Source organism: Mycobacterium sp. D16Q16 (assembly GCF_002013745.1).
GTDB lineage: Bacteria > Actinomycetota > Actinomycetes > Mycobacteriales > Mycobacteriaceae > Mycobacterium.
Genome location: NZ_MAEY01000001.1, coordinates 287,771 through 313,654, shown reverse-complemented (window position 1 = coordinate 313,654; position 25,884 = coordinate 287,771). Strand labels below are relative to the sequence as shown.

Here is a 25,884-nt window from a genome sequence, read left to right as displayed (position 1 = left end):
CATGACCCGCTACGACTCGCTGCTGCAGGCCCTCGGGAATACGCCGTTGGTCGGGTTGCAGAGGCTGTCCCCGGCCTGGAACGGCGATCCGCACGTGCGGTTGTGGGCCAAGCTGGAAGACCGCAATCCGACCGGATCCATCAAGGATCGGCCCGCGCTGCGCATGATCGAACAAGCCGAGCAAGACGGGCTGCTGGAACCGGGAGCCACGATTCTCGAGCCCACCAGCGGTAACACCGGCATCTCGATGGCGATGGCCGCCCAGCTCAAGGGCTACACGATGATTTGCGTGATGCCGGAGAACACCTCCATCGAGCGGCGTCAGCTGCTTGAGCTCTATGGCGCCCGCATCATCTTCTCCCCGGCCGAAGGCGGCTCCAATACCGCCGTCGCCACCGCCAAAGAACTTGCCGCGCAGAACCCTTCGTGGGTGATGCTGTACCAGTACGGCAACCCGGCAAATGCTGCCGCGCACTATCACGGCACCGGCCCGGAGATTCTGGCCGATCTGCCCGAGATCACGCACTTCGTCGCCGGGCTGGGTACCACCGGCACCCTGATGGGTACGGGACGGTTCTTGCGCGAACGAGTGCAGAACGTACAAATTGTTGCCGCCGAGCCGCGGTATGGCGAAGGTGTCTACGCGTTGCGCAACATCGACGAGGGATTCGTACCCGAGTTGTACGACCCCGAGGTGCTCACCACACGCTTTTCGGTCGGGTCGTTCGACGCGGTGCGCCGCACCCGTGAGTTGGTGCAAGTTGAAGGCATCTTCGCGGGCATCTCGACCGGTGCGATTCTGCACGCGGCACTCGGCATGGCCGCCAAGGCGGTCAAGGCCGGCGAGCGGGCGGATATCGCCTTCGTGGTGGCCGACGCGGGCTGGAAGTATCTGTCGACCGGTGCGTACGCCGGTACCGTGGATGACGCAGAGGACGCGCTGGAAGGGCAGTTGTGGGCATGACGGGATATCAGGGTGGCCCGGAGGGGTTCCATCCAGCCCGTCCCGAGCGGTCCGGACGTCCACAGTGGGTCACCGGGGGAATCCTGGTGGTCGCGTTCGTCGCGCTGCTCTATGTCGTCGAGGGCATCGATTCGGTCTCCGGACACCGTCTCGATGAGAACGGCATTCGCCCCCTGGAGGCGGACGGACTCGACGGCATCCTGTTCGCCCCACTGCTGCATGCCAACTGGGGGCATCTGGTTGCCAACACGGTGCCTGCGCTCGTACTGGGTTTCCTGGCGGCGGCCGCCGGGCTCGGACGCTTCCTCCTGGCAACCGCGATCATCTGGGTTCTCGGCGGAGTCGGCACGTGGCTCATCGGCAACCTCGGCTCGCCGTACGAGACCAACCACATCGGGGCTTCGGGCCTGATCTTCGGCTGGCTCACCTATGTGATCGTCAGAGGGTTCTTCAACCGGAAGGTGGGTCAGATCCTCATCGGTGTCATCGTCATCGTTCTCTACGGCGGTGTGCTGTGGGGTGTGCTGCCCGGACAGTTCGGCGTGTCCTGGCAGGGGCACCTGAGTGGGGCTATCGCCGGCGTACTCGCGGCCTATTGGCTCTCGGGTAGGGAACGCAAGGCGAAGGCCTCATCGCCACCGAGGCTGACGACATGACGAGCCCGAGCGCACCCATCGGGATATTCGATTCCGGCGTCGGAGGATTGACCGTCGCGCGGGCCGTCATCGATCAGCTGCCCGACGAGGACATCGTCTACGTCGGCGACACCGGTAATGGTCCGTATGGTCCGCTGACGATTCCGGAGATCCGCGGACATGCGCTGGCCATCGGGGACGATCTCGTCGGGCGCGGGGTGAAAGCCCTGGTGATCGCCTGTAATACGGCCTCGGCGGCATGCCTGCGCGACGCCCGCGAGCGCTACGCTCCGGTGCCGGTCATCGAGGTGGTCCTGCCTGCCGTGCGACGGGCCGTGCACACCACGCACAACAACAAGATCGGCGTCATCGGCACCGCGGCGACCATTGCGTCGGGTGCGTACCAGGACGCGTTCGCGGCCGCGCGCGATACCGAAATTACGGCCGTGGCGTGTCCACGGTTCGTCGATTTCGTCGAGCGCGGCATCACCAGTGGGCGGCAGGTGCTGCAGCTGGCCGAGGGCTATCTGGAGCCGCTGCAGCGGGCTCAGGTCGACACCGTGGTGCTGGGCTGCACGCACTATCCGTTGCTGTCCGGGTTGATCCAGCTCGCCATGGGCGAGGACGTCACGTTGGTGTCCAGTGCCGAGGAAACTGCCAAGGACCTGCTGCGGGTGCTGTCGGAGAGGGATCTGCTGCGGCCGCATCCGGATGACCCGAGCGCCTCGCGTCCGAACCGTATTTTCGAGGCAACCGGTGACCCCGACGCGTTCCGCGCCCTGGCGGCCCGATTCCTCGGCCCGGCTGTGACGGCAGTGCAAACTCGAGCTAGCGGTGTTCCGGGTTACACCGAAATTGCAACACCTCTCTAGCCCTCTGCCGAGACGCTTGCCAGGCGTGGCAAGCTAGGGGCTGTGCGAGTCACCGTGCTCGGCTGCTCAGGCAGTGTCACCGGACCGGATTCACCGGCGTCTGGTTACCTCCTGACGGCACCGGATGCGCCACCGTTGGTCATCGACTTCGGTGGCGGTGTCTTGGGCTCTCTGCAACGTTTCGCCGATCCCGGATCAGTGTCCGTTCTGCTGTCGCACCTGCATGCCGACCACTGCCTCGACCTGCCGGGTCTGTTCGTGTGGCGCCGCTATCACCCGAATCCGCCGAAGGGTAAGGCGATCATGTATGGCCCCGCCGACACTCTGGTGCGCGTGGGCGCGGCCTCCGCTGAGATCGGGGGCGAGGTCGACGATTTCACCGACATCTTCGACTTGTACGCATGGAGCGAGGGCGTGCCCGTCGAATTCGGGTCGCTCACCGTGACACCCACTCGGGTGGCACACCCGCCAGAGTCCTATGGGCTGCGGATCGAGGACACGTCGGGCGCCGTGCTGGCCTACAGCGGAGACACCGGCATCTGCGATGCCGTGGTCGAGCTGGCTCGCGATGCCGACGTGTTCCTGTGCGAGGCGTCATGGACGCACATGCCGGGGCACCGTCCGCCGGACCTTCACCTGTCGGGGACCGAAGCCGGTCAGATCGCGGCTCGAGCGGGTGTGAAGGAACTGCTGCTGACCCACATCCCGCCGTGGACCTCGCGCGAGGATGTCATCGCGGAGGCCAAATCGGCGTTCGACGGGCCGGTGCGGGCCGTGGTCGCCGGGGAGAGCATCGACCTGTAGCTCTGCCCCACTCACACTCGGCACTCCGGCGGAGACGATAAGGTCGAGGGCGTGTCCAGACGAGAAGACGGCAGACAAGACGACGAGTTGCGCCCGGTAACCATCACGCGGGGATTCACTTCCCACCCGGCGGGTTCGGTACTCATCGAGTTCGGCCAGACGCGGGTGATGTGCACCGCCAGTGCCACCGAGGGTGTACCGCGCTGGCGCAAGGGTTCTGGACTTGGTTGGCTGACAGCCGAATACGCGATGCTGCCGGCCTCTACCCACACCCGCAGCGATCGCGAATCGGTCAAGGGGCGCGTGGGTGGTCGTACCCAGGAGATCAGCCGCCTGATCGGGCGTTCGCTGCGCGCGTGTATCGATTTGTCGGCATTGGGGGAGAACACCATTGCCATCGACTGCGATGTGTTGCAGGCCGACGGCGGAACCCGCACCGCGGCCATCACCGGCGCCTACGTGGCACTGGCCGACGCGGTGACCTACCTGGCCGCGCATGGCAAGCTGGCCGATGAAGAGCCCCTGTCCTGCGCGATTGCCGCCGTGAGTGTCGGCGTCGTGGACGGCCGGGTGCGGGTAGACCTTCCGTACGAAGAGGATTCGCGCGCCGAGGTTGACATGAATGTGGTGGCCACCGACACCGGTACGTTGGTGGAGGTGCAGGGCACCGGCGAGGGTGCCACCTTCCCGCGCACAACGCTGGACAAGCTGCTTGACGCCGCGGTGGGAGCTGCCGAGCAGCTATTCGTTCTGCAGAAGGAAGCACTCGCGTTGCCCTACCCGGGTGTACTGCCTGACGCGCCACAGAAGAAGGCGTTCGGTTCGAAGTAGGCGGGGGGATGAAAATACTTGTCGCAAGCCGTAACCCAAAAAAGCTGGCGGAACTGCATCGGGTTCTCGAGTCTTCGGGGGTTACCGGGGTCGAACTGGTTTCGCTTACCGACGTCCCCGAATACGAGGAAGTGCCCGAAACGGGTGCCAGTTTCGAGGACAACGCGCTGATCAAGGCGCGTGAGGGTGCGCGACAGACCGGATTGGCCTGCGTTGCCGATGATTCCGGGATTGCGGTGGACGCGCTGAACTGGATGCCGGGCGTGCTGTCCGCGCGTTGGTCTGGACGGCACGGAGACGACGCCGCGAACACCGCACTGTTACTGGCCCAGCTTTCCGAGGTGCCCGATGAACGTCGCGGGGCGGCGTTCGTTTCAGCGTGCGCGCTCGTGACGCCGCAGGGCGAAGAGGTCGTCGTGGAGGGACGCTGGAAAGGCTCCGTCGCACGGGAACCCGCGGGACAGAACGGCTTCGGCTACGACCCCATCTTCGTACCGCGCGGGGGTCTGCGGACCGCGGCGGAAATGACACCCGAAGAGAAGGATGCGGTATCGCATCGCGGGCGGGCGCTGGCGGCGCTGCTCCCGATGCTGCGCAACCTGGTGAACCTCGGCCGCACCGCGCCCTAGCCTCCTGGAGAGCAGTCCCCGCACGCCGGGGACTGCTCGCGCAGGGTTATGGCTGCAGGATGATCTTTCCGCGGGCGTGGCCGGTCTGCACGTACTCGTGGGCCTGGCGCGCTTCGGCCAATGGATAGGTGCGGTCGACGGTGACTTTCAGTTCGCCGTTGCTCGCCAGTCGAATCAGCTCGGGACGGGAGGCGAGCCGTATCTCGGTGCCTGCGTCGGCGCCCGGGGCGCCGCCCAGCGCCTTGAAGCCATCGCTTGCGGCACGGCCAAATCCGGCAATCGTCGCGATGCGGTCTTTGTCGGCAACGAGTGCCAGGGAGACGTCGGCAGCCTCGTCGGTGCCGACGAGGTCGAGGGCGGCGTCGACGGATCCGATGGCGCTGACACGATCTTGTAAACCGGGGCCGTACTCGACGGGAATCGCGCCATATCCGCGCAGCTGGTCGTGGCGGGCAGCGCTCGCGGTGGCGATCACCGTCGCGCCACGGGCCTTTGCGAGCTGGGTGGCAAGCAGCCCCACACCGCCCGCGGCACCGTGAATCAGGACGGTGTCGCCCTCGGTGACGTTGGTGGCTTCCAGGAGGTGAACCGCGGTCTGCCCGGTGAGGAGGAACCCGGCAGCTTCGGCAAAGGATAGATTCGCAGGCTTCTTGAACACCTCATCCGCCGAGGCGATGATCTGCCCGGCGTAGCCGCCGATCTGCCCGGCGGCGATGACGTCGTCGCCGGGTTTGAGCCCGTCGACACCTGAACCGACAGCTGCGACTGTTCCGGACACCTCGAGACCGAGGCGCATCGGGAGATTCGCAGGGTCGGTACCGAAAGCTCCCGAGTACAACTTCCAGTCGATCGGATTAACGCCGGCGGCCTTGACGTCGACAAGGACTTCGCCCTCGCCGGGACCGTCGATCGGCACTTCGCGGAGTTCGAGGACATCGGATGCGCCATATGCGGTGGCGACAACTGCATGTGTAGTGGTCATACCGCTATCCAAGCCGCATCGTCATGTCAGTATTCCTGACATTGGAGATTTCTTTCGGCTAGACGCCGAACTGTTCCTTGACCTGCTTGGTGCGGTAATGCTCGACGATGAAGCCGAGCAGCGGAATCGTGCCTGCGAGCAGCGTGCCAGCGGTGCGCGGCCACGGCCAGCGCACCTTGATGGCCAGATCGGTGGTGAAGATCAGGTACACGAAGTAGATCCAGCCGTGCACGATCCCGATCCAGCTCGGCGGATGCGGAACGTGCTCAATGTATTTGAGCCACATCTCCCAGCACAGGGCGATCAGCCAGACACCGGTGGTCCACGCCAGGATGCGATAGCGCCACAGTGCGCCGCGGATCTTCGCGACCGGCGTGGTGACTACGGGCGCGTCGGACGTGGCTTCATGCTCGGTCACGGGGCGGGCTTCCTATCTTCTTCGGCCAGGGCGGCGAGGTAAGCGTTGTATTCGGTGAGTGTGCGGTCGGCGGGGTCCGGCTTCGCGGCGGCGGGGCGCTCGGGCAGCAGCCCCTCAGGAATCTCGGTCACGCGATCGATGGGCGGCGGGGGCGGACCCTCGTCCTCGTACTGGACGAAGCGCCGGTAGGCCCAGATCACAAATGCCGCGAATAGCGGCCACTGCAACGCATAGCCAAGGTTCTGGCCGTCACCGGTCACCGACTCGAAGCGCTGGAACTGCCAGTAGGCCAGGCCCAGGAACGCGAGCGCACTGACGCCGACCAGCACGATCAGTGCCGGTCTCCGACGCCGTGTAGTGGACACCTTCTGACGGTACCGCGTGAGGTGGACGCAGATGCCAATGCCCCTGGTCAGCGCTTCGGTCCGATGAACTCGTCGAGACGCGCGGTGGCCGCCTTGCGGTAGATGGAGACCACGTACTTGGTCGATCGGCTCCAGGGAATGTCGAGACTGTCGAGTGCGTTGGTGAAGAGCCCGAGGATGTCTTCGGAGCGGTTGGTGAAGTGGTATCGGATGCTGGCGACCCCGCGGTCGTTGGCGATCACCCGGCAGCCGTCGCTGTGTATCAGGCCGCGAAGAAAGTCTTCGGTGGCCTGATCGACGAGGTCTTGCTGCCACGGTTCGAGGGCGATCTTGCGATGGTGCTTGCGGCCGGGGCCGTGCTGAGGGAACAGGCAAGGCCAGTGTTTGGAGTAATGAGAGACCTGCACACATCCCTTGGGGCACTGAACAATCGCGGCATGCTGTCCAGGCATCAAAACATCGATTGCGGCTCGACACTGCTCGATGATGACCGGATAATTCCGGTCCAAGGTGATCCTGAGACGCCAGGTACGTCTGTCCCGTGAGATGCAGCCATCGCCTAGATAGAGGCCTAGCAGGTAGGCGTAGCTTGCTGCATGTAGCGAAGACTGATCGTGAGCTGCCCCACAGGCTGTCACGTTGGTAGATGCCCTAATGAGGACTCCAGGCCGGCAGCGCCAATCTCGCACCGTCGGTCGAGGTATCCCTGTGTGACGTGCGATGGCACAGTCGTTCATCCCGGTCTGGATGAGCCGTTGGACTCGACAAAACTCGTCTGCGGATCGCACGGGAACTCCTCAAAAGCAATGTGTGATCGAACATAACCGGGGTCTCTGACAGCGACGAGGTACGATCGGAGCCCTGCGGGCGTGGCGAAATGGCAGCCGCGCGGGCTTTAGGTGCCCGTGTTCGTAAGAACGTGTGGGTTCGACTCCCTCCGCCCGCACCAGGGGTCTCGTGGGCGACCCGGTGCAATCTCCATCCGCGCCTAGACTTGAAATCGTGGTTCGCGCTGACGGTTTGCTTGATATCGACGATTGCCTGGATGCCGACGGAAACGTCGCATTGCCACCCGGCACCACCCTGATATCCCTCATCGAGCGCAACATCAGGAACGTCGGTGACACCGTCGCGTATCGCTATCTGGACTTCACCACCTCCGAGGACGGCGCCCGCATTGAGCTCACCTGGTCCCAGCTCGGGGTGCGCCTGAAGGCGGTGGCCGCCACGCTGCAACGCCACATCGAACGGGGTGATCGGGTAGCGATCCTGGCTCCGCAGGGTCTGGACTATGTCGTCGGATTCTTCTCGGCGATCAAGGCCGGCGCCATCGCGGTGCCACTCTTCGCCCCCGAGCTGCCCGGCCACGCCGAGCGTCTGGACACCGCGCTGCGGGACTGCACGCCCACGGTTGTCCTGACCACGGCCTCGGTACGCGGAGCCGTTCGTGAGTTTCTCGACGGCCTCACCGAGATCCCCGCGCCGACAATCCTGCTCATCGACGAGATCCCCGACGACGCGGGGGACACCTTTGAGTACGTGCATCTCGTGGATGACGACATCTCACATCTGCAGTACACCTCAGGCGCCACGCGCCCGCCGGTCGGAGTGGAGATCACTCATCGCGCCGTCGGTGTCAACCTGACCCAGATGATCCTGTCGATCGATCTGCTGGACCGAAACACTCACGGCTGCAGCTGGTTACCGCTGTACCACGATATGGGTCTGTCCATGATCGGCTTTCCGACTGTCTACGGCGGCCACTCCACCCTCATGTCGCCGACAGCCTTTGTCCGTCGCCCGCAACGCTGGATCAAGGCGCTTTCCGATGGATGCAAGGAAGGCCGCGTGATCACCGCCGCGCCGAACTTTGCCTACGAGTACACCGCGCAACGTGGTGTACCCAAGGCCGGCGCGGACATCGACCTGGGCAATGTCGTGATGATCATCGGGTCCGAGCCGGTGCGTATCGACGCCATCCGTACGTTCGAAAAAGCCTTCGCGCCCTTCGGATTACCGGCGACCGCGTTCAAACCGTCCTACGGTATCGCCGAGGCGGTCCTGTTCATCTCGAATATCGCCCCGGATGCCGAACCCTCTGTCATCTACCTCGACCGCGACCAGCTCGCCGAAGGCCGGGCGGTGCCCACCGCCCCCGATGCGCCCACTGCCACCGTCCATGTGTCCTGTGGCCAACTTGCCCGCAGTCTCGCGGGTGTCATCGTGGACCCCGAGACGAGCAATGAGCTCGCAGACGGTCGCATTGGCGAAATCTGGTTGCGGGGCAACAACGTTGGGCGTGGGTATTGGGGGCGCCCCGAGGATACGGCGAGGACATTTCACGCCCGGCTCGGCGAGACGCTCGCGACGAGCCATGCTGATAAGGCCAAGGCGGGCGGCGACTGGCTGCGCACCGGTGATTTGGGCTTCTACCTCGACGGTGAGCTGTACGTGACCGGCCGCATCGCCGACCACCTCACCGTGGATGGGCGCGGCCACTACCCGCAGGACATCGAGGCCACCGTCGCTGATGCCTCGCCGATTGTCCGCCGCGGATACGTCACCGCGTTCACCGTCGATGACGGTCTGGTCATCGTCGCCGAGCGGGCCTCGCGTACCGCCAAGGCCGACCCGCAGGAGGCCATCGACGCGATCCGTGCGGCGGCCCACGCCCAACACGGCCTGGAACTCTCCGACGTGCGATTGCTCCCTGCGGGTGCCATCCCGCGGACCACCAGCGGAAAGCTGGCGCGATGGGCATGCCGCCGCCAGTACATGGACGGCACCCTGGGTGTCCACGGAGATCCCAGCTAACTCATTTGCCTCATTTGTCCCACGTCAGCGAGCCCATTCGCCACGCCCCCGTCGGCCCGGTAGGTTTTCCGGGCCAGCGGCTATGACGGCCGCGCTGGCCGGGGAACAAGCGCGAGCGATGTGATGGAGGTGTGCGGTGAATGACCTGACGATCGACGAGCTGTTCGCGCACAACGACGACGTGCAGAAATCCCGTGCGGTCAGGCTGCTGGCCGCCAAGAATCTGGCGCCGTACATCACGCTGATGGAGCGCCACCTGGACCGCAGCGCCAAGGTTTCCGAGCCCCAGCTGGTGGCCAAGCTGGACCGGGACGTGGTCGCGGTTGGACTGGGTGAACAGTCAGGACTCGCCCTCATCAAGAGCTGGGCAAGCGACGGCTGGCTGCACCGCGCGTCGGACGGAGCTGGTCCCGACGCCGAGAACGTCTGCTCGCTGACCGAGGATGCCCGCAGCGCGCTGGCCTTCGTCCGCCGCTTACGCCGTGCCGACAGCGTGGCCACCGGCGGATCCATCGCGGGTATCGCCGCGGGCCTCAAGAGGGTCGCCACCCAACTGGACGGCGACCCGGCCCGCCTGCGTTCCGATATCGAAGCCCAGATCGCCGAGCTGCAGACCCAGTTGCACGCCATCGATGAGGGATATCGGCCCGAACCGGACATCGTCGATCTTGAGGACGAGACCCGAGCCATCGCCTATCAGATGGAACAGGTGATCACCGACATCGTGCGTTATGGCAGCATGCAGAACGAGATCACCGCCGGACTCATCGATGCCGCAGAGGACTCCGACACCGGGTTCCGGGACCGTGCGCGACGGATGTTCGCCGACTATGACACCCTTTTCGACTCCCGGGAACGGGCCTCCTACGCCGCTTTCACGCGCACCATCCAAGACCCCGATCAGCGCGCCGCCCTGCGCGGTGATATCGCTTGTGTGGCTGAGGGATTGCCCGAGCTCGATCCGGGGCTGCGTGATGTCATGAAGAATTTCTTCAAGCTGGTGTCGCAACAGGTCGCGGAGGTCTCCCGCATCGAACAGCGCTGCGCGCAGCGCATCCGGCGATTCTTCGCCGCCGGCACCACGGAGCAGGCGCGTGGGCGCGCCCGACAGCTCAACGACGCACTGGCCGCTGGGCACGCTCTGCTCAAAGTGTCCACCGCGGACTCGCTGATTGACGCCGAGCTACCGATCGGCCGCTCGGCCGCGGCCGCCATTGGTGCTCTCTCGTTCACGATCAAGGACACCGCGCCGCCGGTGCTTGCGCAGGATGCGCCGTCCGGGCCGCTCGATTTGAGCGGGTTCTCGGCGCTGGCCACCCAGGTGGATATGGCCTCACTGGCCGAAACCGTGAACAACGCCGTCGCCAAGGGGCCAGTGTCGTTGCCCGACATGATTTCTCACGTCGAAGCGCCGTACCTGGGTGATGTCATCGTGTTGTGGTCGCTTGCCCTCAAGCAGGACAGCACTGCCGACCGCGAATCGGTAAGAGTGAAATTCCGGTCCCTGGACGGGCAGGACCGGGTGATGGAGGTGCCGCAGTTGATGTTCCGTGAACCAGTGCTGGCGAGTGTCGAGGAAGAAATATGAGCGCTGTGACCACAGGTTCCCCCTTGGGAAACATCAACTTCGATGATCTTCCCGGTGTCGAACCCGATGCTTCGGCGCCAAGAATTGTCAAGGGACCGCGGTTCGACGGCGATACCAGCGAGCTGCCGGACAAGGCGTGCTGGGCGCTGCAGAACCTGGTGGCCCGGCGTTATCTGAGCAAAGATGGCCAGCCCGAGCTGTGGGCGTCGATGATCGAGCACCGCAAGGTGCTGGCCTCGCGCCTGTCCGAATTGGACCTGCGGTTGCGGGTTTTCGACGATCTCGAGGTCGCGTACGCCGAGCCGGCTCCGCTGGAGAATCCCAGCGCATACGGCGCCCGGGTGTTGCGCCGCGAACCCCTGGGCACCTACGCATCGATCGTTGCCCTGCACCTGGCCAAGATCGCACGGACCGCACACGACGAGCACGTACTGGTGAGCCGCGACGATATCCACGAGCTCTTCGCCAACGTCAGTCACGACATCGACCGCGATGAAGCGATGCTGCGCGACCGTGTCGACGAGGCCATTAAACGACTGTCCAAGGCCGAGATCCTGCAACGCACCCGCGATGACGAGCACAGCTACACCATCAGCCCGGTCATCAATGCGCTGATGTCCGCGCAGATGATCGAGGCGTTGCAACGCCAGTACGAGCAGCTACAGCGGGGCGGCACCGCCCCAGAAGACTCCACCGACGAAGAAGATGGCGATACCGATGACGACGAATGACGACCTGAATGGCAGGCCGAGTGGCGCAGCCACCCAGCAGTTCTGGCTGTCCCGGCTGCAGGTCATCAACTGGGGTGTCTTCGACGGGTATCACAGCATTGAGTTCAGCCGCCGCGGCACGCTGATCACCGGCTCCTCCGGCAGTGGTAAATCCTCGCTGCTGGACGCGATCTCGCTGGCGTTTCTGTCGTCAAACCGCCGTAACTTCAACGCATCCAGTGATACCACTGCCGCGGGCTCCAATATGGGCAAGCGCACCGTCGATAAGTACGTGCGGGGTCTGTGGGGTGAGCTGAAGAACCCGGGGGAGCGGCCCAAACAGATGTTCCTGCGCGGTAAGGGCGGGGCATGGTCGGCGATCGCGGTCACGTATGCGGGCACCGACGGCCGGGTAATCACCGGTCTGGTACTCAAATGGCTTGCTCCGGGCTCAGATTCGGACTCCTCCAGTCGCTACTACCTGATTGACGCCGACGCCGATATCCGAGACCTGTGCAATGCCTGGGCGAGTAGGGGATATTCCGCGGCGGTCTTCGAGGGCGCGGGCTGGCGTGGACACAAGAGTGAACGCTGGTACCTGGAGCAGCTCTATGCCGCCGTCGGCATTCAGGGCTCGTCGGCGGCGCAGCAGCTGCTGGGCAAGGCCAAGTCGCTCAAGAGTGTTGGCGGCCTGGAACAGTTCGTGCGCGAATACATGCTCGACGAGCCAGAGTCCATGGCCGCGATCTCCGAGGCGCTGGGGCAGATCACCCCGCTGGTCGACGCGCGCGCCGCGCTCGCGGTCGCACAGCGCCAGCGGCAGACCCTGGGCGACATCGAACAGATCCAGCAGACGTACGCCAGCGATGCCGCACAGCTGGCCACCGTCGACGTCGTGGACCACCACACCGTGCGCGACTATGTAGACCAGCAGCGGCTTGCCCTGGCAGGGCCTGAGATCGATCTGTTGGACACCGAGATCACCCGGCTCGGCGGTGAATGCGATGAAATCCAGTCGCGCCAGGACATTCTCACCGGTGAACGGGACAAGCTGCTCGGCCGGATCGCCGCCGCCGACAGTAACCTGGCACCGCTCAAGAGCGAGTTGGCTCATGCCCGTGCCCGTGCCGAGGAGGTGTCGCGCCGGCGTACCGCCTACGACAGCGCGCTGGGGGATCTCGGGCACGATGAGGATGTCGAATCCGCCGAGGAATTCGAAGCCATGCGGGTGGAGAGCCTGCGCGCGGTCACCCGGATCAACGCGGAGCTCGAAGCCGGCCATGACGCCTACGTGATGGCCGCCGGTGCTCTGTCGACGGCGCGCGATCAATTGCGGGCGGCTTCCACCGAGCTCAAGCGCGTCGAGCATCTAGGCACCCCGGTGCCTCCCGACGAGGACCGCATGCGTGGCGAAATCGCGGCAGCGCTGGGCCTTACCGCCAAGGACCTGCCCTACGTCTGTGAACTGATGGATCTGCGTCCGGGCCAGGAGCGGTGGCGCAAGTCTGTGGAAAAGGTGCTGCGGTCCACCGGCCTGTGTCTGCTGGTACCGGACCAGCACCACCGGCAGGTGCTGCGATACGTCAACGAGCACCCGATGCGCGGTTACCTCCAGATGGAACGGGTGATTCCGTCGGGGTCGCCTCGACGCGCCGAACCCGGCACCCTCGCCGACTGCCTGCGACTCACCAACCCCAATCACGAATGCGCCAGTGCCGCCATGAATCTGGTCGCCGGCGTGGGCGATTACGTGCTCGTGGACACACCCGACGAGTTCAGTAAGCACCGCCGCGCCGTCACCGATCAGGGACTGCGCAAGGACGGCGACCGGCGCGCGGTCAAGGATGACCGGCGCGAACTGCGCGCCTCGCAGTACATCTATCAGGGCAATGCCGGCGACAAGCGGGCGGCGCTCTCCGATGATGTGGTCGAGGCTCAGCAGGCCGTCGGTGACGCCGAGAAGTTCATCGGCGAAATGGATACCAAGCGCGAGGAACTGCGCTCGGAAGTGGTGCGGTGGTCCAAACTGCACAGCCAGTACGAGTATTGGAGCCAGATCGACACGGACTCGGCGGAAGCCGCCGTGGCACGGCTGCAAGACCAATACGAGACGATGCTGGAGGCCAACCCCGACCTCACCGGTCTGCAGCAACAGGCCGATTCATATCTCGACGAGATCAAGAAGCTCTCGGAGCGCATTGGTGCATTGAGAAGACAAGAATCTGAACATGACTCGCGTCGTACCCGCCTTTTGGATCTGATGGACAACTTGAATCCGCGTGAGGTAGGCGGGCACACCAGATCCGGTATCGAGACGTATGTTCCACAGCTCTCGTCAAGCCTGGACGTGCTGGAGCCGGACTCCTACCGACTGGAGCTGTGGCGCCAGATCGAGAAGGACCAGTCGGTGCTGCGCGAGAGCGTCACCCGCTCACGAAACGAGCTCAACCGAATTCTCAACGCCTATGACCGGGACTTCCCGGACTCGATTCCCAATGACAGTGAGAACTTCGACGAGAAGATCCACGACTACGTCGCCTTGTGCCGCCGGATCGACGAGCGTGATCTGCCCGCCGCCTACGAGCGGATGCTGCGGCTGATCACCGAGCAGGCACCCACCGCGGTCCTGCGGCTGCACCAGCTCGCGGAGGAGGAGGCGCACCGCATCACCGACCAGATCGACCGGGTAAATAGCGGTTTGGGCTCGGTGGAGTTCAACCGCGGGACGCGCTTGACCCTGCGAGCCGAGCCCAAGGCGCTCGAGGCGGTGGGTGAGCTGAATGAGCGGGCCCGGCGCATCTCGGGGCGAGCGGTGGCAGTGTCGATGGGAGACGAGAAAGCCATCCACGACCAGTACCAGGACATTCTGCAACTGCGGAACCTGCTGGCGGCCGAGACTCCCGAGGCCCGGCAGTGGACGCGCGACGCGTTGGATGTACGCAACCGCTTCGTGTTGTACTGCGAGGAGCGCGATGCCACGAGCGGCGAAGCGATCCGCACCTACAGCAATGCGGGTGCGAATTCCGGTGGGGAACAAGAGAAGCTGATGGCGTTCTGCCTTGCCGGTGCGTTGAGCTTCAACCTGGCCAATCCCGAGACGGGGGATAACCGGCCGGTGTTCGCGCAGCTGATGCTCGACGAGGCGTTCTCGAAGTCGGACCCGCAGTTCGCGCAGCAGGCGCTGTCGGCATTCCGCAAGTTCGGGTTCCAGCTGGTGATCGTTGCCACCGTGCAGAACACCACGACCATTCAGCCCTATATCGACAGCGTGGTCATGGTGTCCAAGCCCGACGGCCCGGGTGTGCGGCCCGTGGCCTCGACACGCACCGTGCCCATCGGCGAGCTCGGTGACGTGCGCAGGGCGGTCACCGCGCGCTAGCGACCCACGAACTCGGCGGCGGTGCGGGTCAAGAATGCCTGCACGCCCAAGGCGGCGTCCTCGGTGGTGAACAGCTCGCGGATGGTGGGCACAAGCTGAACTTCGGCAGCGGCCTCGCCCTCGGCGAGAGCCAACCGAGCGTTGCGCAGGGTAGCTTGCACACCCAGCGGCGCTTGGCGCGCGATGGTGTGGGCGATCGCGATCGCCTTGTCGACATGCTCGCCGACAGGTACGACCTCCTGCACGATCCCTATGCGATGAGCCTCGGTGGCGTCGAAGGGCTCCGCCGTCAGCATCCACCGCATCGCGTTGCCCCAACCCGCTGTACGCGGGAAGCGAATGGTGGCGCCACCGAACGGATAGATGCCACGGTTGATCTCAAGCTGTGCGAACGTCGCTGTCTCGTCCGCGATCACGATATCTGCGGCGAGCGCGAGCTCGATGCCCAGCGTGAGTACCTTGCCATGCACGGCGACGACAAGCGGCTTGGACAAGTGCGTACCGTCGACCTGCCACGGGTTGATTCCGTTCTCGGCGGTCAATGACGCGCCATTCTGAATCTCGGCCGCCACGCTGGCCAGGTCGAGGCCGGCCGTGAACATCGTCCCCTCCCCGTACAGCACGGCGGCCCGCAGCTCGGCATCCGCATCGAATTCGCCGAACGCCCGTGATAGCTCCTGCAGCATCGCCTTGTCGAACGCGTTGCGCTTGGCGGGTCGGTTTAGGCCGATCACCAGGACGTATCCGTCGCGCCGGATGCTCAGGGTTTCGTACTCAGACATTGACTTCTCCGTGTCGTTAGCGGATTATGTAGAGCAGCATACATAGCCATGTGCACCTCGGGAAGGACGACGATTGAGCACCCCGCGTGAACGAATGGTGACCTCGGCCGCCCTGCTGATTCGCGAGCGTGGTGCCCACGCGACGGCCATCTCCGATGTGCTCGAACACAGCGGCGCGCCGCGCGGCTCGGCGTATCACTACTTTCCCGGCGGACGCACTCAGTTACTTGGCGAGGCAGTGGATCTGGCCGGTGAGTACATTGCCGGGATGATCGACTCCACACCCTCGGGGGTGGAGGCTCTGGACACGCTTGTCGCCTCTTATCGGAAGCAGTTGGTGCGCAGCGACTTCCGTGCGGGATGCCCCGTGGTGGCGGTCGCGGTCGAGGCAGGGGATCCGGAGAGTCCGGCCAGTAATCAGAAGCTTATCGAGCACTCGGCGGCCGTCTTCCAGCGTTGGATCGGCATCATCGCGGACAAGCTGGCCAGTGCCGGCGTCGCCCGTGCGCGTGCCGACGAGCTGGCGATGCTGATGACAACCTCGTTGGAGGGGGCCATCATCGTCGCGCGATCGATCCATGACATCACACCAATCGATGTGGTGCATAAGCAATTACGCACGCTGATCGAGGAGGCTTTGTCATGACCGCCACCAACTGGCTGCCCACCGCCTGCATCCTGTGTGAGTGCAACTGCGGCATCGTTGTCCAGACCGAGGGGCGAACACTCGCCAAGATCCGTGGCGACAAAGACCACCCGGCATCCCAGGGGTACACCTGTAACAAGGCATTGCGCCTGGATCATTACCAGAACAATGCCAACCGGCTGACCTCACCCATGAGGCGGCGCTCCGACGGCACATACGAGGAAATCGACTGGGATACGGCGATCGTGGAGATCGCCGAGGGCTTCAAGCACATCCGTGACAGCTATGGCGGCGACAAGATCTTCTATTACGGTGGCGGCGGTCAGGGCAATCACCTGGGCGGCGCTTACAGTGGCGCCTTCCTCAAGGCCATCGGGTCCAAGTACCGCTCTAACGCACTGGCGCAGGAGAAGACGGGCGAGGCCTGGATCGACAAGAATCTCTATGGCGGGCACACCCGCGGTGAGTTCGAGCATGCCGAGGTGTCGGTCTTCGTCGGGAAGAACCCATGGATGTCGCAGAGCTTTCCGCGGGCGAGGGTGGTGCTCAATGAGATCGCCAAGGATCCGCAGCGCTCGATGATCGTCATCGACCCGGTGGTCACCGATACCGCCAAGATGGCCGACTTTCACCTGCGGGTGCGCCCCGGTGCCGACGCCTGGTGTCTTGCGGCGCTCGCCGCGGTGCTGGTGCAGGAGAGCCTCTGTGATGAAGCATTTCTCGCCGAGCATGTCACCGGCACCGAGGAGGTTCGGGATGCGCTGCGTGCGGTACCCATCAGCGACTACGCGCAGCGCTGCGGTGTAGCGGAGGACCTCATCCGCCGGGCAGCCCGCCGTGTTGCCGCCGCCGAGAGCGTGGCGGTCTTCGAAGACCTCGGGATTCAGCAGGCCCCCAACAGCACCCTGAGTTCCTACCTCAACAAGATGCTGTGGATTCTCACCGGAAACTTCGCCAAACGCGGTGGCCAGCACCTGCATTCATGGATGGCACCACTCATGGGCGGGTTCTTCGGCAAGACCCCGGTGACCGGAGCCCCGATCATTGGTGGCCTGGTGCCCTCCAACGTGATCCCCGAAGAGATCCTCACCGATCATCCCGACCGGTTCCGCGCGATGGTCGTCGAGAGTAGCAATCCTGCGCACTCGCTGGCGGATTCGGCGCGGTGCAAAGAGGCGTTCCAGGCCTTGGAGCTCCTGGTGGTCGTGGATGTGGCGATGACAGAGACCGCCCGTCTTGCCCATTACGTGCTGCCGGCGGCCACCCAATTCGAGAAGGTCGAGGCGACCTTCTTCAATCTTGAGTTTCCGCACAACACCTTTCAGCTGAGGCACCCACTGTTCGAACCGGAGCCTGGGACCTTGCCCGAGCCCGAGATTTGGGCCCGATTGGTGCGAGCGTTGGGAGTGGTCGACGACGCGGAGCTGCAGCCGCTGCGCGAAGCCGCCGCACAGGGACGGGATGCCTACTTACAGGCCTTCTTCGCGGTGTTGGCCAATCCGGCACTCGGTCCGCTGGCACCGTATGTCCTGTACGAAACCCTCGGACCGACCCTGCCCAAGGGCTTGGAGGGTGCCGCCGCACTGTGGGGCCTGGCGCAGAAGGCCATGATGACCTATCCGCAGGCGGTGGCGCGGGCCGGGCACCCGGATGGCAACGCGCTCTTTGACGCCATCTTGAACAGTCCGTCCGGTGTGACTTTCACGATTCATGAGTACGAAGACGACTTCGCTCTCATTACGCACGCGGACCGTAAGATCGCGCTTGCGATCCCTGAAATGCTGGACGAAATACGAGGATTGGCATCCCGTCCGGCGCAGCTGACGACACCGGAGTTTCCGATCGTGCTGTCGGCGGGAGAGCGGCGGGCGTACACCGCCAACGACATCCTGCGTAATCCGTCCTGGCGTAAACGGGACCAGCAGGGCGCGTTACGGATAAGCCCGGAGGACGCACATCGGCTCGGCATCGCTGACGGCGACCGGGTTCGCATCTCCACCGCGGCGGGTAGTGCGGAGGCCACCGTCGAGATCAGCGACATGATGCAGGCCGGACACGCCTCACTCCCGAACGGGTTCGGCCTCGATTACACCGACGAGTACGGCGAAACGCACGTGCCGGGTGTGGCGCCGAACGCGCTGACGTCGTCGGCCTGGCGCGATGAATATGCGGGCACCCCATGGCATAAGCATGTTCCTGCGCGTATCGAACCGCTGGCGGTCAGCGTCTAGCGCACGCGGGCGAGATACGCGCGCAGGGTCTCTTCGGATTCGGTCATGACTCCGATGTACCCGTCTGGGCGCACTAAGACGAGTGTCGGCTCCGTGACGTCGTAATCGGTTGACGGCGTGATCCGCTGGACGCGCACGTCGTCGATGTCGATGGTCCGATCGTCGACCGTGAGCACGGTGAAGTGTGTGCCGCGCAGGACGTCGAATAGCCGATGGCCTTCCCGCAGTATCGCATCCGGTGCGCGGTCGCCGGCACGTAGCGCCCCGGGACAAGGGCGGTCGTCGACGGCCAATGATCGGCCGCGATACGTGATGTCCAGCTGATGTAGTTGTGGCGCAGGGTCCTCTGAGGGCTCGAAGTTGCGGTGATGCAGATCGGTGCTCAGCCCCAGCACCGATGCGGCGACGGGCATTCGCTCCTCTTCATAGGTGTCCAGCAGCTGCGCGGAGGCGCCTGCGATGACTGCCGCCAGTTTCCAGCCCAAGTTGTAGGCATCCTGCACGCTGGTGTTCAGGCCCTGGCCGCCTGCCGAGGAATGCACGTGGGCGGCATCTCCGGCCAGCAAGACCCGGCCCTCTCGGAACCTGTCCACCATCCGCGCGTTCACCCGATACAGCGATATCCACCGGAGGTCGGTCAGCACAATGTCTTCGCGTCCGGACCGGTGGTTCAGAAGGGTCTGTACCGCCTCAAGAGTCAGGGGCGGAACATCGTCGGTCGCCATGCTCGCGACGAACTGATAGTGAGCACTGCCCGGCAAGTTCCAGAGCGAAAAGCGTTCCGCCACCTGACCGCCGCGTGTCAACACGTGACAGAACGTGCCATCCAGCCCCTCGGCCCGAACGTCGCCGATCAGTGTTCGTTCACTCTCGAAGCTCTCGCCGGCGAATCCGGCACCGAGAACCTTGCGTACGGTGCTGCGCCCGCCGTCGGTGCCGACCAGGTACGCGGCACGTATCCGATCGGGAGTGCCGTCCCGCATCACCCTAACGCTCACTCCGTCGGCATCTTGCTCAAAACCTGCTATTTCACAGCAGAATTCCACATCCGCGCCGAGTTCACGCAATCGGTTGAGCAGGATCTCGTCGGTCCGCCATTGCGGCACCATCCAAAACCCCGGGTAGCGAACTCCCGGTCCGGACGGGATATGCGAACCCAGCATCTCGAGAAGCGTTCGCTCGGCGATAATCTCGCTTCCGGCGTAGATACGGAATGGCGGCATTTCCATACCGCCCGATCTGATCGCCTCTGCGACGCCCAGATCGTCGAAAACCTCCTGGGTGCGCGGTGACAACCCCTTGCCGCGGGAGCCCGGAAATAGGCTGGGCGCCTTGTCCAATACCCTGCACGGGACACCGCGACGTGCCAATTCACAGGCCAGCGTTAGGCCAGTGGGGCCCGCGCCGGCGATCACCACGGTCACGAGATCGTGCTCCGGATAAGCACGATCAGCACGTCGTCGACGAGTCGATCGATGAATGCGGTATCGACTGCCGCCTTCACGGTCAATCGGTGCGCGAGCATTGCCTCGGCGACATCATGAACCAGCGCGCGGTCGATTTCCGGAGATGTTTCACCGCGTGCGATCGCCCGAGACAGGGGAGCGTCGAAAGGAGACAGGCCCGGATCTGCGAGGTGCCGGTTGATGGCGTCGGCCAGCTCCGCGTCGTGCTCCATCGCGCGGATGAGATCCACGTACAGACTTGGTGGAACCGCTTCGGTTTTGCGGTGCAGCATGGTCAGCGTTGCGACAAGATCGCCCCGCAGCGAGCCGGTATCGGGAACCTGTTCGTTGTAGCCCGCGTCGTGTGCATCGAGGGCAGCCTTCACCAGTTCAGCCTTGTTTCTCCATCTGCGGTAGATGGTCGTCTTGCTGGCATGTGCCTGCGCCGCAACGGAATCCATGGTGAATCGTTCGTATCCTTCACGGACTAACACGCGTAAGGCGGTATCGAGTATTGCCGTGGTGCGTGCGACACCGCGTGGAACCATGATATTAAGTGTACGTCATACGTACACTTGAGTCATGCTCTGAATATATGAATGTCGCGTAGGCGGCTCGATCAACTCTTAGCCGCTGACGTCGGAGTGCAGGGCGTTTCCGAACCACTGGCTGAGCGCATCGGCCAACCCAGTCATGCTCGCATCCTGGCTTACCCACGCCACGTACCCGTCCGGCCGTACCAGCAGGGCCGTGACGCCTAAATCTGCGTTGTCTAGACGCACCACTTGTACTCTGCCGTTTTCGGCGACGAACTTGTTGAGTTGTTCGCGGCCAGTCAAATCCACTAGGAGGAAACGGCCGTCGCGCATATGTAGCGCTGCCAGGGGCAGCAATTCGCTCGGTACGAATCGGCCGACCATCGGATGGGCCGAGTCAGGTGCATAGTCTTGGTCCGCGCCGCTCGCCAATGCGGCGAAGTATTCGTGTGCGTCCGGGATCGCGAGCACCTCCGCCAGGATGTCCCGGAGCGCGTCAACTTGTGGACCAGGGCGCATCAACGCAACCTGGGCGCGCGTGCTGCGCAGTACGCGCGCAGCGGCGGGATGTCGCTCGGTGGTGTAGGTGTCGAGCAGCGAGTCAGGGCCGCGACCGGTGACTACGAGGGCCAGCTTCCAGCCGAGGTTCGCGGCATCTTGTAGCCCGAGGTTGAGTCCCTGCCCGCCGATCGGGGAGTGCACGTGTGCGGCGTCACCGGCCAGCAGTACACGTCCGCGCCGGTAGGTGTCGGCTTGCCTGGTGTTGTCACTGAACCGCGTCCCGGTGTGCAGGCTGTGCACTGTCACCGAGAGGCCGCCGGCCCGCAGCATGCTGTCTTGCAACTCGTCGGGAGTCATCGGCGCATCACGGTCGATTGGACCGGTGCCGTCGAACTCGACAGTCGTGATCTCGCCGGGCACCATCAAGCTGTTCACCAGGCCGTTGGGGCCGCGCAGAATCGCGGTAGGTGTGTCCCGGCTAGAAAGTTCGGCCACTGCAACCCGCCCCGTCATGGTGGGCGGTGTGCCGGGGAAGGCAAAACCAGCAGTTTTGCGAGCCACGCTTCGGCCACCATCGCAGCCAACGACGTAACTCGCGCGTATCGAACGCCCGTCGGCCAGCTCTGCCACCGCCGAATTCTCCTCGTCCCGAACGACAGTCACCCTGGTGTCAGGCTCGATGTGCACTCCCAGTCCGGTAGCCCAGTCGGCGAGGACGTTTTCCAGCATGTGTTGCTTCATCAGGTAGCAGCGACCGCTGGCGGCGGCGTCGGCCGTCAGCGGCAGTCCGCCGAAGTGGCCTGCCGCGCGTCCGTCACGCATCAGGTGAAGCACCGTCGACAGCTGGTCTGTATCGCTTGCCTGTTGTCCGGCCTCAGCCAAGCAGTCAATCCAGGCCGATTGCGCGGCCTCTAGCGCGGGAACGAGTCCGCGTAGGGACAGCGTGCGAGAGCTGCGTCCATTGACTGAGCGCTGGCCGAAACTCCTTGTGCGGGACTCAGTTCCGTCGGAAGCTTCCAATACCAGCGGTCGCGCCCCGCCGAGGATCAGTTCCCCAGCCAATAACAGTCCGACAGGGCCTGCCCCAACGATCAGTACATCGATCATGACATCTCCTAGTTAGTGCATTCGCGAATCTGCTGTTGCCTGCCCGACGGCTACTTCGGCGCAGCATTAACTCAGTCCCGGCCGCCCATGCGCCCAGTACGCGCGTGCCTTGATCCGTGGTGCAATGTCGGGCCACCGGCGCACGGCGCGGCGCACGGCGTTCACCGTGGCTGCATCGCCACTGACGATGAGGTCTTGTGGCCCACTCGCGGATTCCATCGCTTCTCGCAGCTGTTCAAGCAGTGCGCTGCGATCCTGGGATTTGGTGACGACTCGGGTGTTGTCGTTCAGCTTCAGCATGGCAAGTAGTGCACACAACGAAGCGAGATCCGTTGCCTCATAAATGCATCGGGCCGATGGGTTAACGGTGCGCAGTGCATGAGCCAGTGCGACGCTAGTTTCATCCCCGACAAATACTGTCGACTCGGCCGTTTTCGACAGATCTAGGGAGCGGCTCGGCCCGAAGGCTTCACACTCGGCGCCGATGGTGATGTTGCCGAACCAATCGGCCGCGGGGCCGCTGCCGTGAAGGAAGGCAATCAGCTCTGTGGAGCCCGCGTGATGGTCCCAGCTGATTGGCGTGTAGGCGCGCATTTGAAGAGAGCCGCGCCGTGTCCGAACCTGCATCTTGTCACCCGGGGTCCATTGTGCGCGCTGGAATGCCTGGCTGGTGATGCGAATCTTGACGAAACACGATGCTAGATAGGTGACTTCGGCAACCTGCACCGGCGTGAACAAAACATCGGAAAGCATGTCGGACAGGCGTGAGGTAATGGGGACCATCGTCGTCGCTTTCTCCGCGGTGCAGCACCGGCGGGGGGGTAGGGGTCTGGCATCTGCTGAGCATGTAGCGCCCGTCATGGGGTGTCGTCACCTGGCGGCCAGCCGCCAGGTATTAAAGGCTGCGTTGCGATCCGCTCGACAGGCCGGGCTGTGTCACGGTCCGCGTAGCCGCGAGGTGCCGCGGTCTGCTGCGTGTTGATACCTGAGCGACCTGATACGACCATGCTGCGGCGGGACGTTGGGGTCATGGTGTGGGTTGAGTCGGCAGGCGCGGATTGCGCCGGGAGTGGGCCCAGTTCGGCAGGCTCGTGCAGAGGCTCGGTGACATACATCCGGCGGTCTGCTATGCCGGGGTGCCGTTGGCGCCGCCGCCTTGCCGCGGCGGGAGCTTTCCCGGCGGTCTGGGTAGATGCTGCGGCATCAGTCGCCTGCGGCAGGGGGCTCCCCGTTCGATCTTTGATCGCGGGGCTCTCGGGCGGGCGCGGGCCGGCCGCAGCGCCGTACACGGCGTACCACCCACCCGCTGGCGCAGGGGGGCTCGTCGCCGCGGGCGTACCCGTGGCTGCCGGTGCCGCAGTCGCCGCCGGTGCGGTGGCGGGCGCGGATGCGGAGCCAGGTGCTGGAAGAACTGCCAGTGCGAGACTGCGGGGGTGGGAGGCAGGGGCAACACCTGTCGATGTATGCGGGGGTGACGGCGTCTGCCCGATGGTCGCGGCCAGCCACTCGGGGGAGGCAAACGCTATGGCCAACGGAAGGGCGATGGCAGGGGCGAAAAGCAGCAGTGCCGAACCGATCTGCAGTGTCCACAACAAAATGCTGGTGGCCACGAACTGGCCTAGCCCCAGCATCGCTGTGAGCAACGGGGCAAGTGCGCTCAGCGCCGCCGCGGGGTGGGTGATCAGCAGTGTCAGAAGCTGCCGAAGATCGAGTTTGAGGAACTCTTTGAGAACGTCAGTGAACCCCGGCGGAAGCAATGCTTTGAGGATCTCCTCCAGAAGGGACTGAACGGTGGATTGACTGTTGTCCAGCGCTATTTGACCATTAGAGGCCTGCATATGTGCTGTGGCAGAAAGGTTGGCAGTCCCGAACGGCGGCGGGGCCAATATCGGCGGCGCGGGCAGCGGGCGCGGCAGCGCCGCCGAGGCAGCCTCTGCGATGCTGGCGTAGGTCGCCATGGCGGTAGCCGCCTGAATCCACATACGCACGTAATCGGCCTCGTTCAGAGCGATCGCAATGGTGTTGATCCCGAAGAAGTTCGCGCCCACGAGGGCCCCGTGGACGGCATGGTTGAGCGCGAGTTCCGCCAGAGTGGGCATTTCCGCCAGGGCGGCCGTGTAGGCGGCTGCCGACTGTTCGAGCTGGGCGGAGTTCACAGCACTGCAGTCTGCGGCTTCCTCGAGCCAGCTCAGATAGGGCTGGTGCCCGGCGAAGTACTGGTCAGCGCTGGATCCTTCCCATGTGCCAGCGCGTACCTCGGCCAACAGTTGCCCAATTTCGGTTGCCGCCGCGCGATATTCGACGGCCAAAGAACTCCAGGTTGCGGCAGCCGCCAAGAGCGCGCCGGGCCCTGGGCCCGCAGAGAGCAGCGCCGAGTGCACCTCTGGCGGAGAGGCAAGCCAAATTGACCCGGTCATGGCCGCCGCCCCTCGTTGCCAGTCGAAATTGGCGCGGAAGGTGGGACACGCATGTGTGGACTCCTCGCTAAGGGGTGCCGAGTAACTACGGCATTTGTGGGTGGGCGGGGACCCAGGACAGCTGAAAGTCACAACAAAGAGAGCTTTAATCCATGTCCTGGCTCATCGCGCACTACATCACTGATGTAGTGGAACACTGCCAATTATCCTGCCGCAGTGAACTATTCGCTACTCGCGTTCGGTGGCGACGTTGTTGTCGGCTGCGGCGCAAGGTCTTTATCTGCGCAATGCCTGCTAGTCGTCGCGCAGCCGTGTCCGGTGTCACGCACCTGACTCAGCTTCGTCGAGCCCTACTCGCGTTTCGGCCACATCTGCGGTAGCCCCACGCAGCGGAGGACACCCGTTTGTGGCGCACCGCAGGTCTACGCTGGCGTGGCGATCAGTCAGCGAAAGGCCCGGTCACGATGAGCCAGCACCAGCTCCATCCACGTAAGCAACCCCGCCAGCAGCGCTCGGAGCGGACACGCGAACGTATCCTCGAGGCGGCCATCGCGGTATTCACTCAGTACGGCTATGGGCGAGGCACCACGAACCGGATTGCGCAGTGGGCAGATATCTCCATCGGCTCGCTGTATCAGTACTACCCCAACAAGGACGCCATCGTGGTGGAGCTGGCGGCGCGCCACCTCGATGCGGGTATCGCCGCAGCTAACGAACGCCGCCGCGCGGGGCCGGCGGAGTCCACAGAGGATGCCATGCGTTCCATAGTGGCTGCCGCGGTGAGCAACCACCTGCAGGATCCAGAGTTCCTCAGAGTTCTTATCGAACAGGCGCCGCGCTCAAGTGAGCTCATGGCCAAGGTAGCGCATGTTCAGCGTGCCGCTGTCGATGACATGTGCCGGCTCCTCGACAGATGTCCTGACGTAGCCGTCGCCAACAAGGACGCGGCGGCCCGGCTGGTCGTCACGACGATTGAGTTGGTGGTGCACCAGATGCTGTCCGCACCTGATCCCGCAGGGATTGCTGATTTCGAGAACGAACTAGTAGCGATGCTCACGCGCTACCTCACGGCGGGAGTCGGCCAGGCCGCCGCGGTAATCGATTGCCCCGCAGAATAATAAGCTCACATTGGCTGCGTCTGGCCTAGATGATGCAGCGGCCGGCGATGACTACGCGTGCGCACCGCTGCCGGACTCGATGTAACCCTGCTGCCGTGCAACGCGGTCGC

Annotated in this window: 23 protein-coding genes and 1 tRNA gene; 14 read left to right on the top strand and 10 right to left on the bottom strand. The window is 64.3% G+C overall.

The genetic code is table 11. From position 1 onward, the window contains the following. Position 1: 1 nt before the first annotated feature. Genes B4394_RS01480 through rdgB form a run of 6 tightly spaced genes read left to right on the top strand, consistent with a single transcriptional unit; the run spans position 2 to position 4,735 of the window. Positions 2–964 carry a cysteine synthase gene (locus tag B4394_RS01480; protein ID WP_078309332.1) on the top strand — a complete coding sequence of 321 codons (963 nt, stop codon included), beginning with the start codon at positions 2–4 and terminating at the stop codon, positions 962–964. Beyond that, positions 961–1,620: a rhomboid family intramembrane serine protease gene (locus tag B4394_RS01475; RefSeq protein ID WP_078314212.1), complete on the top strand. Its 660-nt coding sequence runs from the start codon at positions 961–963 to the stop codon at positions 1,618–1,620. The genes B4394_RS01480 and B4394_RS01475 overlap by 4 nt, the downstream gene beginning before the upstream one ends. Continuing rightward, a complete protein-coding gene (gene murI / locus B4394_RS01470) occupies positions 1,617–2,471 on the top strand; it encodes a glutamate racemase (protein ID WP_078313934.1) in 855 nt (284 codons plus the stop codon). Before B4394_RS01475 ends, murI begins: the two co-directional genes overlap by 4 nt. A 42-nt stretch (positions 2,472–2,513) precedes the next feature. Beyond that, the gene (locus B4394_RS01465) at positions 2,514–3,275 is read left to right on the top strand and encodes a cyclic nucleotide-degrading phosphodiesterase (protein ID WP_078298315.1); all 762 of its coding nucleotides are present in this window, start codon (positions 2,514–2,516) and stop codon (positions 3,273–3,275) included. A 51-nt stretch (positions 3,276–3,326) separates the two neighbouring features. Beyond that, positions 3,327–4,106, top strand: coding sequence for a ribonuclease PH (gene rph / locus B4394_RS01460; RefSeq protein ID WP_078288997.1), 780 nt, complete (start codon positions 3,327–3,329; stop codon positions 4,104–4,106). An 8-nt stretch (positions 4,107–4,114) separates the two neighbouring features. Beyond that, positions 4,115–4,735 (top strand): RdgB/HAM1 family non-canonical purine NTP pyrophosphatase, encoded by a 621-nt coding sequence (gene rdgB, locus B4394_RS01455; RefSeq protein ID WP_078313933.1) that lies wholly within the window; start codon positions 4,115–4,117, stop codon positions 4,733–4,735. A gap of 46 nt (positions 4,736–4,781) precedes the next feature. Here rdgB and B4394_RS01450 read toward each other — a convergent pair whose 3' ends face one another. Genes B4394_RS01450 through B4394_RS25585 form a run of 4 tightly spaced genes read right to left on the bottom strand, consistent with a single transcriptional unit; the run spans position 4,782 to position 6,952 of the window. After that, entirely contained in the window at positions 4,782–5,717 is a 936-nt protein-coding gene (locus tag B4394_RS01450) for an NADP-dependent oxidoreductase (protein ID WP_078309323.1), read from the bottom strand. Positions 5,718–5,775: 58 nt separating this feature from the next. Next, a complete protein-coding gene (locus tag B4394_RS01445) occupies positions 5,776–6,135 on the bottom strand; it encodes a DUF3817 domain-containing protein (protein WP_078313932.1) in 360 nt (119 codons plus the stop codon). Beyond that, positions 6,132–6,500, bottom strand: a complete 369-nt coding sequence (locus B4394_RS01440; protein ID WP_176112812.1) for a hypothetical protein — start codon at positions 6,498–6,500, stop codon at positions 6,132–6,134. The genes B4394_RS01445 and B4394_RS01440 overlap by 4 nt, the downstream gene beginning before the upstream one ends. A 47-nt stretch (positions 6,501–6,547) precedes the next feature. Beyond that, a complete protein-coding gene (locus B4394_RS25585) occupies positions 6,548–6,952 on the bottom strand; it encodes an LAGLIDADG family homing endonuclease (protein ID WP_286141868.1) in 405 nt (134 codons plus the stop codon). Positions 6,953–7,363: 411 nt separating this feature from the next. Between B4394_RS25585 and B4394_RS01430 the strand changes: the two genes are divergently transcribed. The 5 genes from B4394_RS01430 to B4394_RS01410 all read left to right on the top strand — a co-directional run bounded on the left by B4394_RS01430 (position 7,364) and on the right by B4394_RS01410 (position 14,991). Next, positions 7,364–7,449: transfer RNA gene (locus tag B4394_RS01430), tRNA-Leu, on the top strand. Between the two features lie 53 nt (positions 7,450–7,502). Then, positions 7,503–9,314: a fatty acyl-AMP ligase gene (locus B4394_RS01425; RefSeq protein ID WP_078313930.1), complete on the top strand. Its 1,812-nt coding sequence runs from the start codon at positions 7,503–7,505 to the stop codon at positions 9,312–9,314. Positions 9,315–9,450: 136 nt separating this feature from the next. After that, on the top strand, positions 9,451–10,902 hold the full coding sequence (locus B4394_RS01420; protein WP_078309316.1) for a DUF3375 domain-containing protein: 1,452 nt from the start codon (positions 9,451–9,453) through the stop codon (positions 10,900–10,902). Further along, entirely contained in the window at positions 10,899–11,633 is a 735-nt protein-coding gene (locus B4394_RS01415) for a DUF4194 domain-containing protein (protein ID WP_078288976.1), read from the top strand. The genes B4394_RS01420 and B4394_RS01415 overlap by 4 nt, the downstream gene beginning before the upstream one ends. Further along, the gene (locus tag B4394_RS01410; protein ID WP_078309314.1) at positions 11,620–14,991 is read left to right on the top strand and encodes an ATP-binding protein; all 3,372 of its coding nucleotides are present in this window, start codon (positions 11,620–11,622) and stop codon (positions 14,989–14,991) included. Before B4394_RS01415 ends, B4394_RS01410 begins: the two co-directional genes overlap by 14 nt. Here B4394_RS01410 and B4394_RS01405 read toward each other — a convergent pair. Continuing rightward, entirely contained in the window at positions 14,988–15,773 is a 786-nt protein-coding gene (locus B4394_RS01405) for a crotonase/enoyl-CoA hydratase family protein (RefSeq protein WP_078313929.1), read from the bottom strand. The two genes, B4394_RS01410 and B4394_RS01405, sit on opposite strands and share 4 nt — an antisense overlap. Before the next feature lie 73 nt (positions 15,774–15,846). Here B4394_RS01405 and B4394_RS01400 point away from each other — a divergent pair, with 73 nt between their 5' ends. Both B4394_RS01400 and B4394_RS01395 read left to right on the top strand, forming a co-directional pair. Further along, complete coding sequence (locus B4394_RS01400; protein WP_139359854.1) at positions 15,847–16,419, top strand: TetR/AcrR family transcriptional regulator; 573 nt, start codon at positions 15,847–15,849, stop codon at positions 16,417–16,419. Further along, positions 16,416–18,650, top strand: coding sequence for a molybdopterin oxidoreductase family protein (locus B4394_RS01395; RefSeq protein WP_078313927.1), 2,235 nt, complete (start codon positions 16,416–16,418; stop codon positions 18,648–18,650). Before B4394_RS01400 ends, B4394_RS01395 begins: the two co-directional genes overlap by 4 nt. Here B4394_RS01395 and B4394_RS01390 read toward each other — a convergent pair. The 5 genes from B4394_RS01390 to B4394_RS01370 all read right to left on the bottom strand — a co-directional run bounded on the left by B4394_RS01390 (position 18,647) and on the right by B4394_RS01370 (position 24,656). Continuing rightward, the gene (locus tag B4394_RS01390; protein WP_078313926.1) at positions 18,647–20,074 is read right to left on the bottom strand and encodes an FAD-dependent monooxygenase; all 1,428 of its coding nucleotides are present in this window, start codon (positions 20,072–20,074) and stop codon (positions 18,647–18,649) included. The two genes, B4394_RS01395 and B4394_RS01390, sit on opposite strands and share 4 nt — an antisense overlap. Then, on the bottom strand, positions 20,071–20,643 hold the full coding sequence (locus B4394_RS01385; RefSeq protein WP_078309305.1) for a TetR/AcrR family transcriptional regulator: 573 nt from the start codon (positions 20,641–20,643) through the stop codon (positions 20,071–20,073). The genes B4394_RS01390 and B4394_RS01385 overlap by 4 nt, the downstream gene beginning before the upstream one ends. A gap of 78 nt (positions 20,644–20,721) precedes the next feature. Continuing rightward, positions 20,722–22,239: an FAD-dependent monooxygenase gene (locus B4394_RS01380; RefSeq protein WP_078313925.1), complete on the bottom strand. Its 1,518-nt coding sequence runs from the start codon at positions 22,237–22,239 to the stop codon at positions 20,722–20,724. A gap of 66 nt (positions 22,240–22,305) precedes the next feature. After that, positions 22,306–23,022 (bottom strand): siderophore-interacting protein, encoded by a 717-nt coding sequence (locus B4394_RS01375; RefSeq protein ID WP_078309301.1) that lies wholly within the window; start codon positions 23,020–23,022, stop codon positions 22,306–22,308. Between the two features lie 74 nt (positions 23,023–23,096). Then, complete coding sequence (locus tag B4394_RS01370; protein WP_078313924.1) at positions 23,097–24,656, bottom strand: PPE family protein; 1,560 nt, start codon at positions 24,654–24,656, stop codon at positions 23,097–23,099. A gap of 464 nt (positions 24,657–25,120) precedes the next feature. Between B4394_RS01370 and B4394_RS01365 the strand changes: the two genes are divergently transcribed. Then, entirely contained in the window at positions 25,121–25,774 is a 654-nt protein-coding gene (locus B4394_RS01365) for a TetR/AcrR family transcriptional regulator (RefSeq protein WP_078309296.1), read from the top strand. Positions 25,775–25,884: the final 110 nt, after the last annotated feature.

Excerpts from the sequence above, each read along its gene's own strand:
- B4394_RS01480 (WP_078309332.1), top strand. The coding sequence starts at position 2 with ATGACCCGCTACGACTCGCTGCTGCAGGCCCTCGGGAATACGCCGTTG.
- B4394_RS01475 (WP_078314212.1), top strand. The coding sequence starts at position 961 with ATGACGGGATATCAGGGTGGCCCGGAGGGGTTCCATCCAGCCCGTCCC.
- murI (WP_078313934.1), top strand. The coding sequence starts at position 1,617 with ATGACGAGCCCGAGCGCACCCATCGGGATATTCGATTCCGGCGTCGGA.
- rdgB (WP_078313933.1), top strand. The coding sequence starts at position 4,115 with ATGAAAATACTTGTCGCAAGCCGTAACCCAAAAAAGCTGGCGGAACTG.
- B4394_RS01450 (WP_078309323.1), bottom strand. The coding sequence starts at position 5,717 with ATGACCACTACACATGCAGTTGTCGCCACCGCATATGGCGCATCCGAT.
- B4394_RS25585 (WP_286141868.1), bottom strand. The coding sequence starts at position 6,952 with ATGCCTGGACAGCATGCCGCGATTGTTCAGTGCCCCAAGGGATGTGTG.
- B4394_RS01415 (WP_078288976.1), top strand. The coding sequence starts at position 10,899 with ATGAGCGCTGTGACCACAGGTTCCCCCTTGGGAAACATCAACTTCGAT.
- B4394_RS01410 (WP_078309314.1), top strand. The coding sequence starts at position 11,620 with ATGACGACGAATGACGACCTGAATGGCAGGCCGAGTGGCGCAGCCACC.
- B4394_RS01405 (WP_078313929.1), bottom strand. The coding sequence starts at position 15,773 with ATGTCTGAGTACGAAACCCTGAGCATCCGGCGCGACGGATACGTCCTG.
- B4394_RS01395 (WP_078313927.1), top strand. The coding sequence starts at position 16,416 with ATGACCGCCACCAACTGGCTGCCCACCGCCTGCATCCTGTGTGAGTGC.
- B4394_RS01385 (WP_078309305.1), bottom strand. The coding sequence starts at position 20,643 with ATGGTTCCACGCGGTGTCGCACGCACCACGGCAATACTCGATACCGCC.
- B4394_RS01380 (WP_078313925.1), bottom strand. The coding sequence starts at position 22,239 with ATGATCGATGTACTGATCGTTGGGGCAGGCCCTGTCGGACTGTTATTG.
- B4394_RS01375 (WP_078309301.1), bottom strand. The coding sequence starts at position 23,022 with ATGGTCCCCATTACCTCACGCCTGTCCGACATGCTTTCCGATGTTTTG.
- B4394_RS01370 (WP_078313924.1), bottom strand. The coding sequence starts at position 24,656 with ATGACCGGGTCAATTTGGCTTGCCTCTCCGCCAGAGGTGCACTCGGCG.
- B4394_RS01365 (WP_078309296.1), top strand. The coding sequence starts at position 25,121 with ATGAGCCAGCACCAGCTCCATCCACGTAAGCAACCCCGCCAGCAGCGC.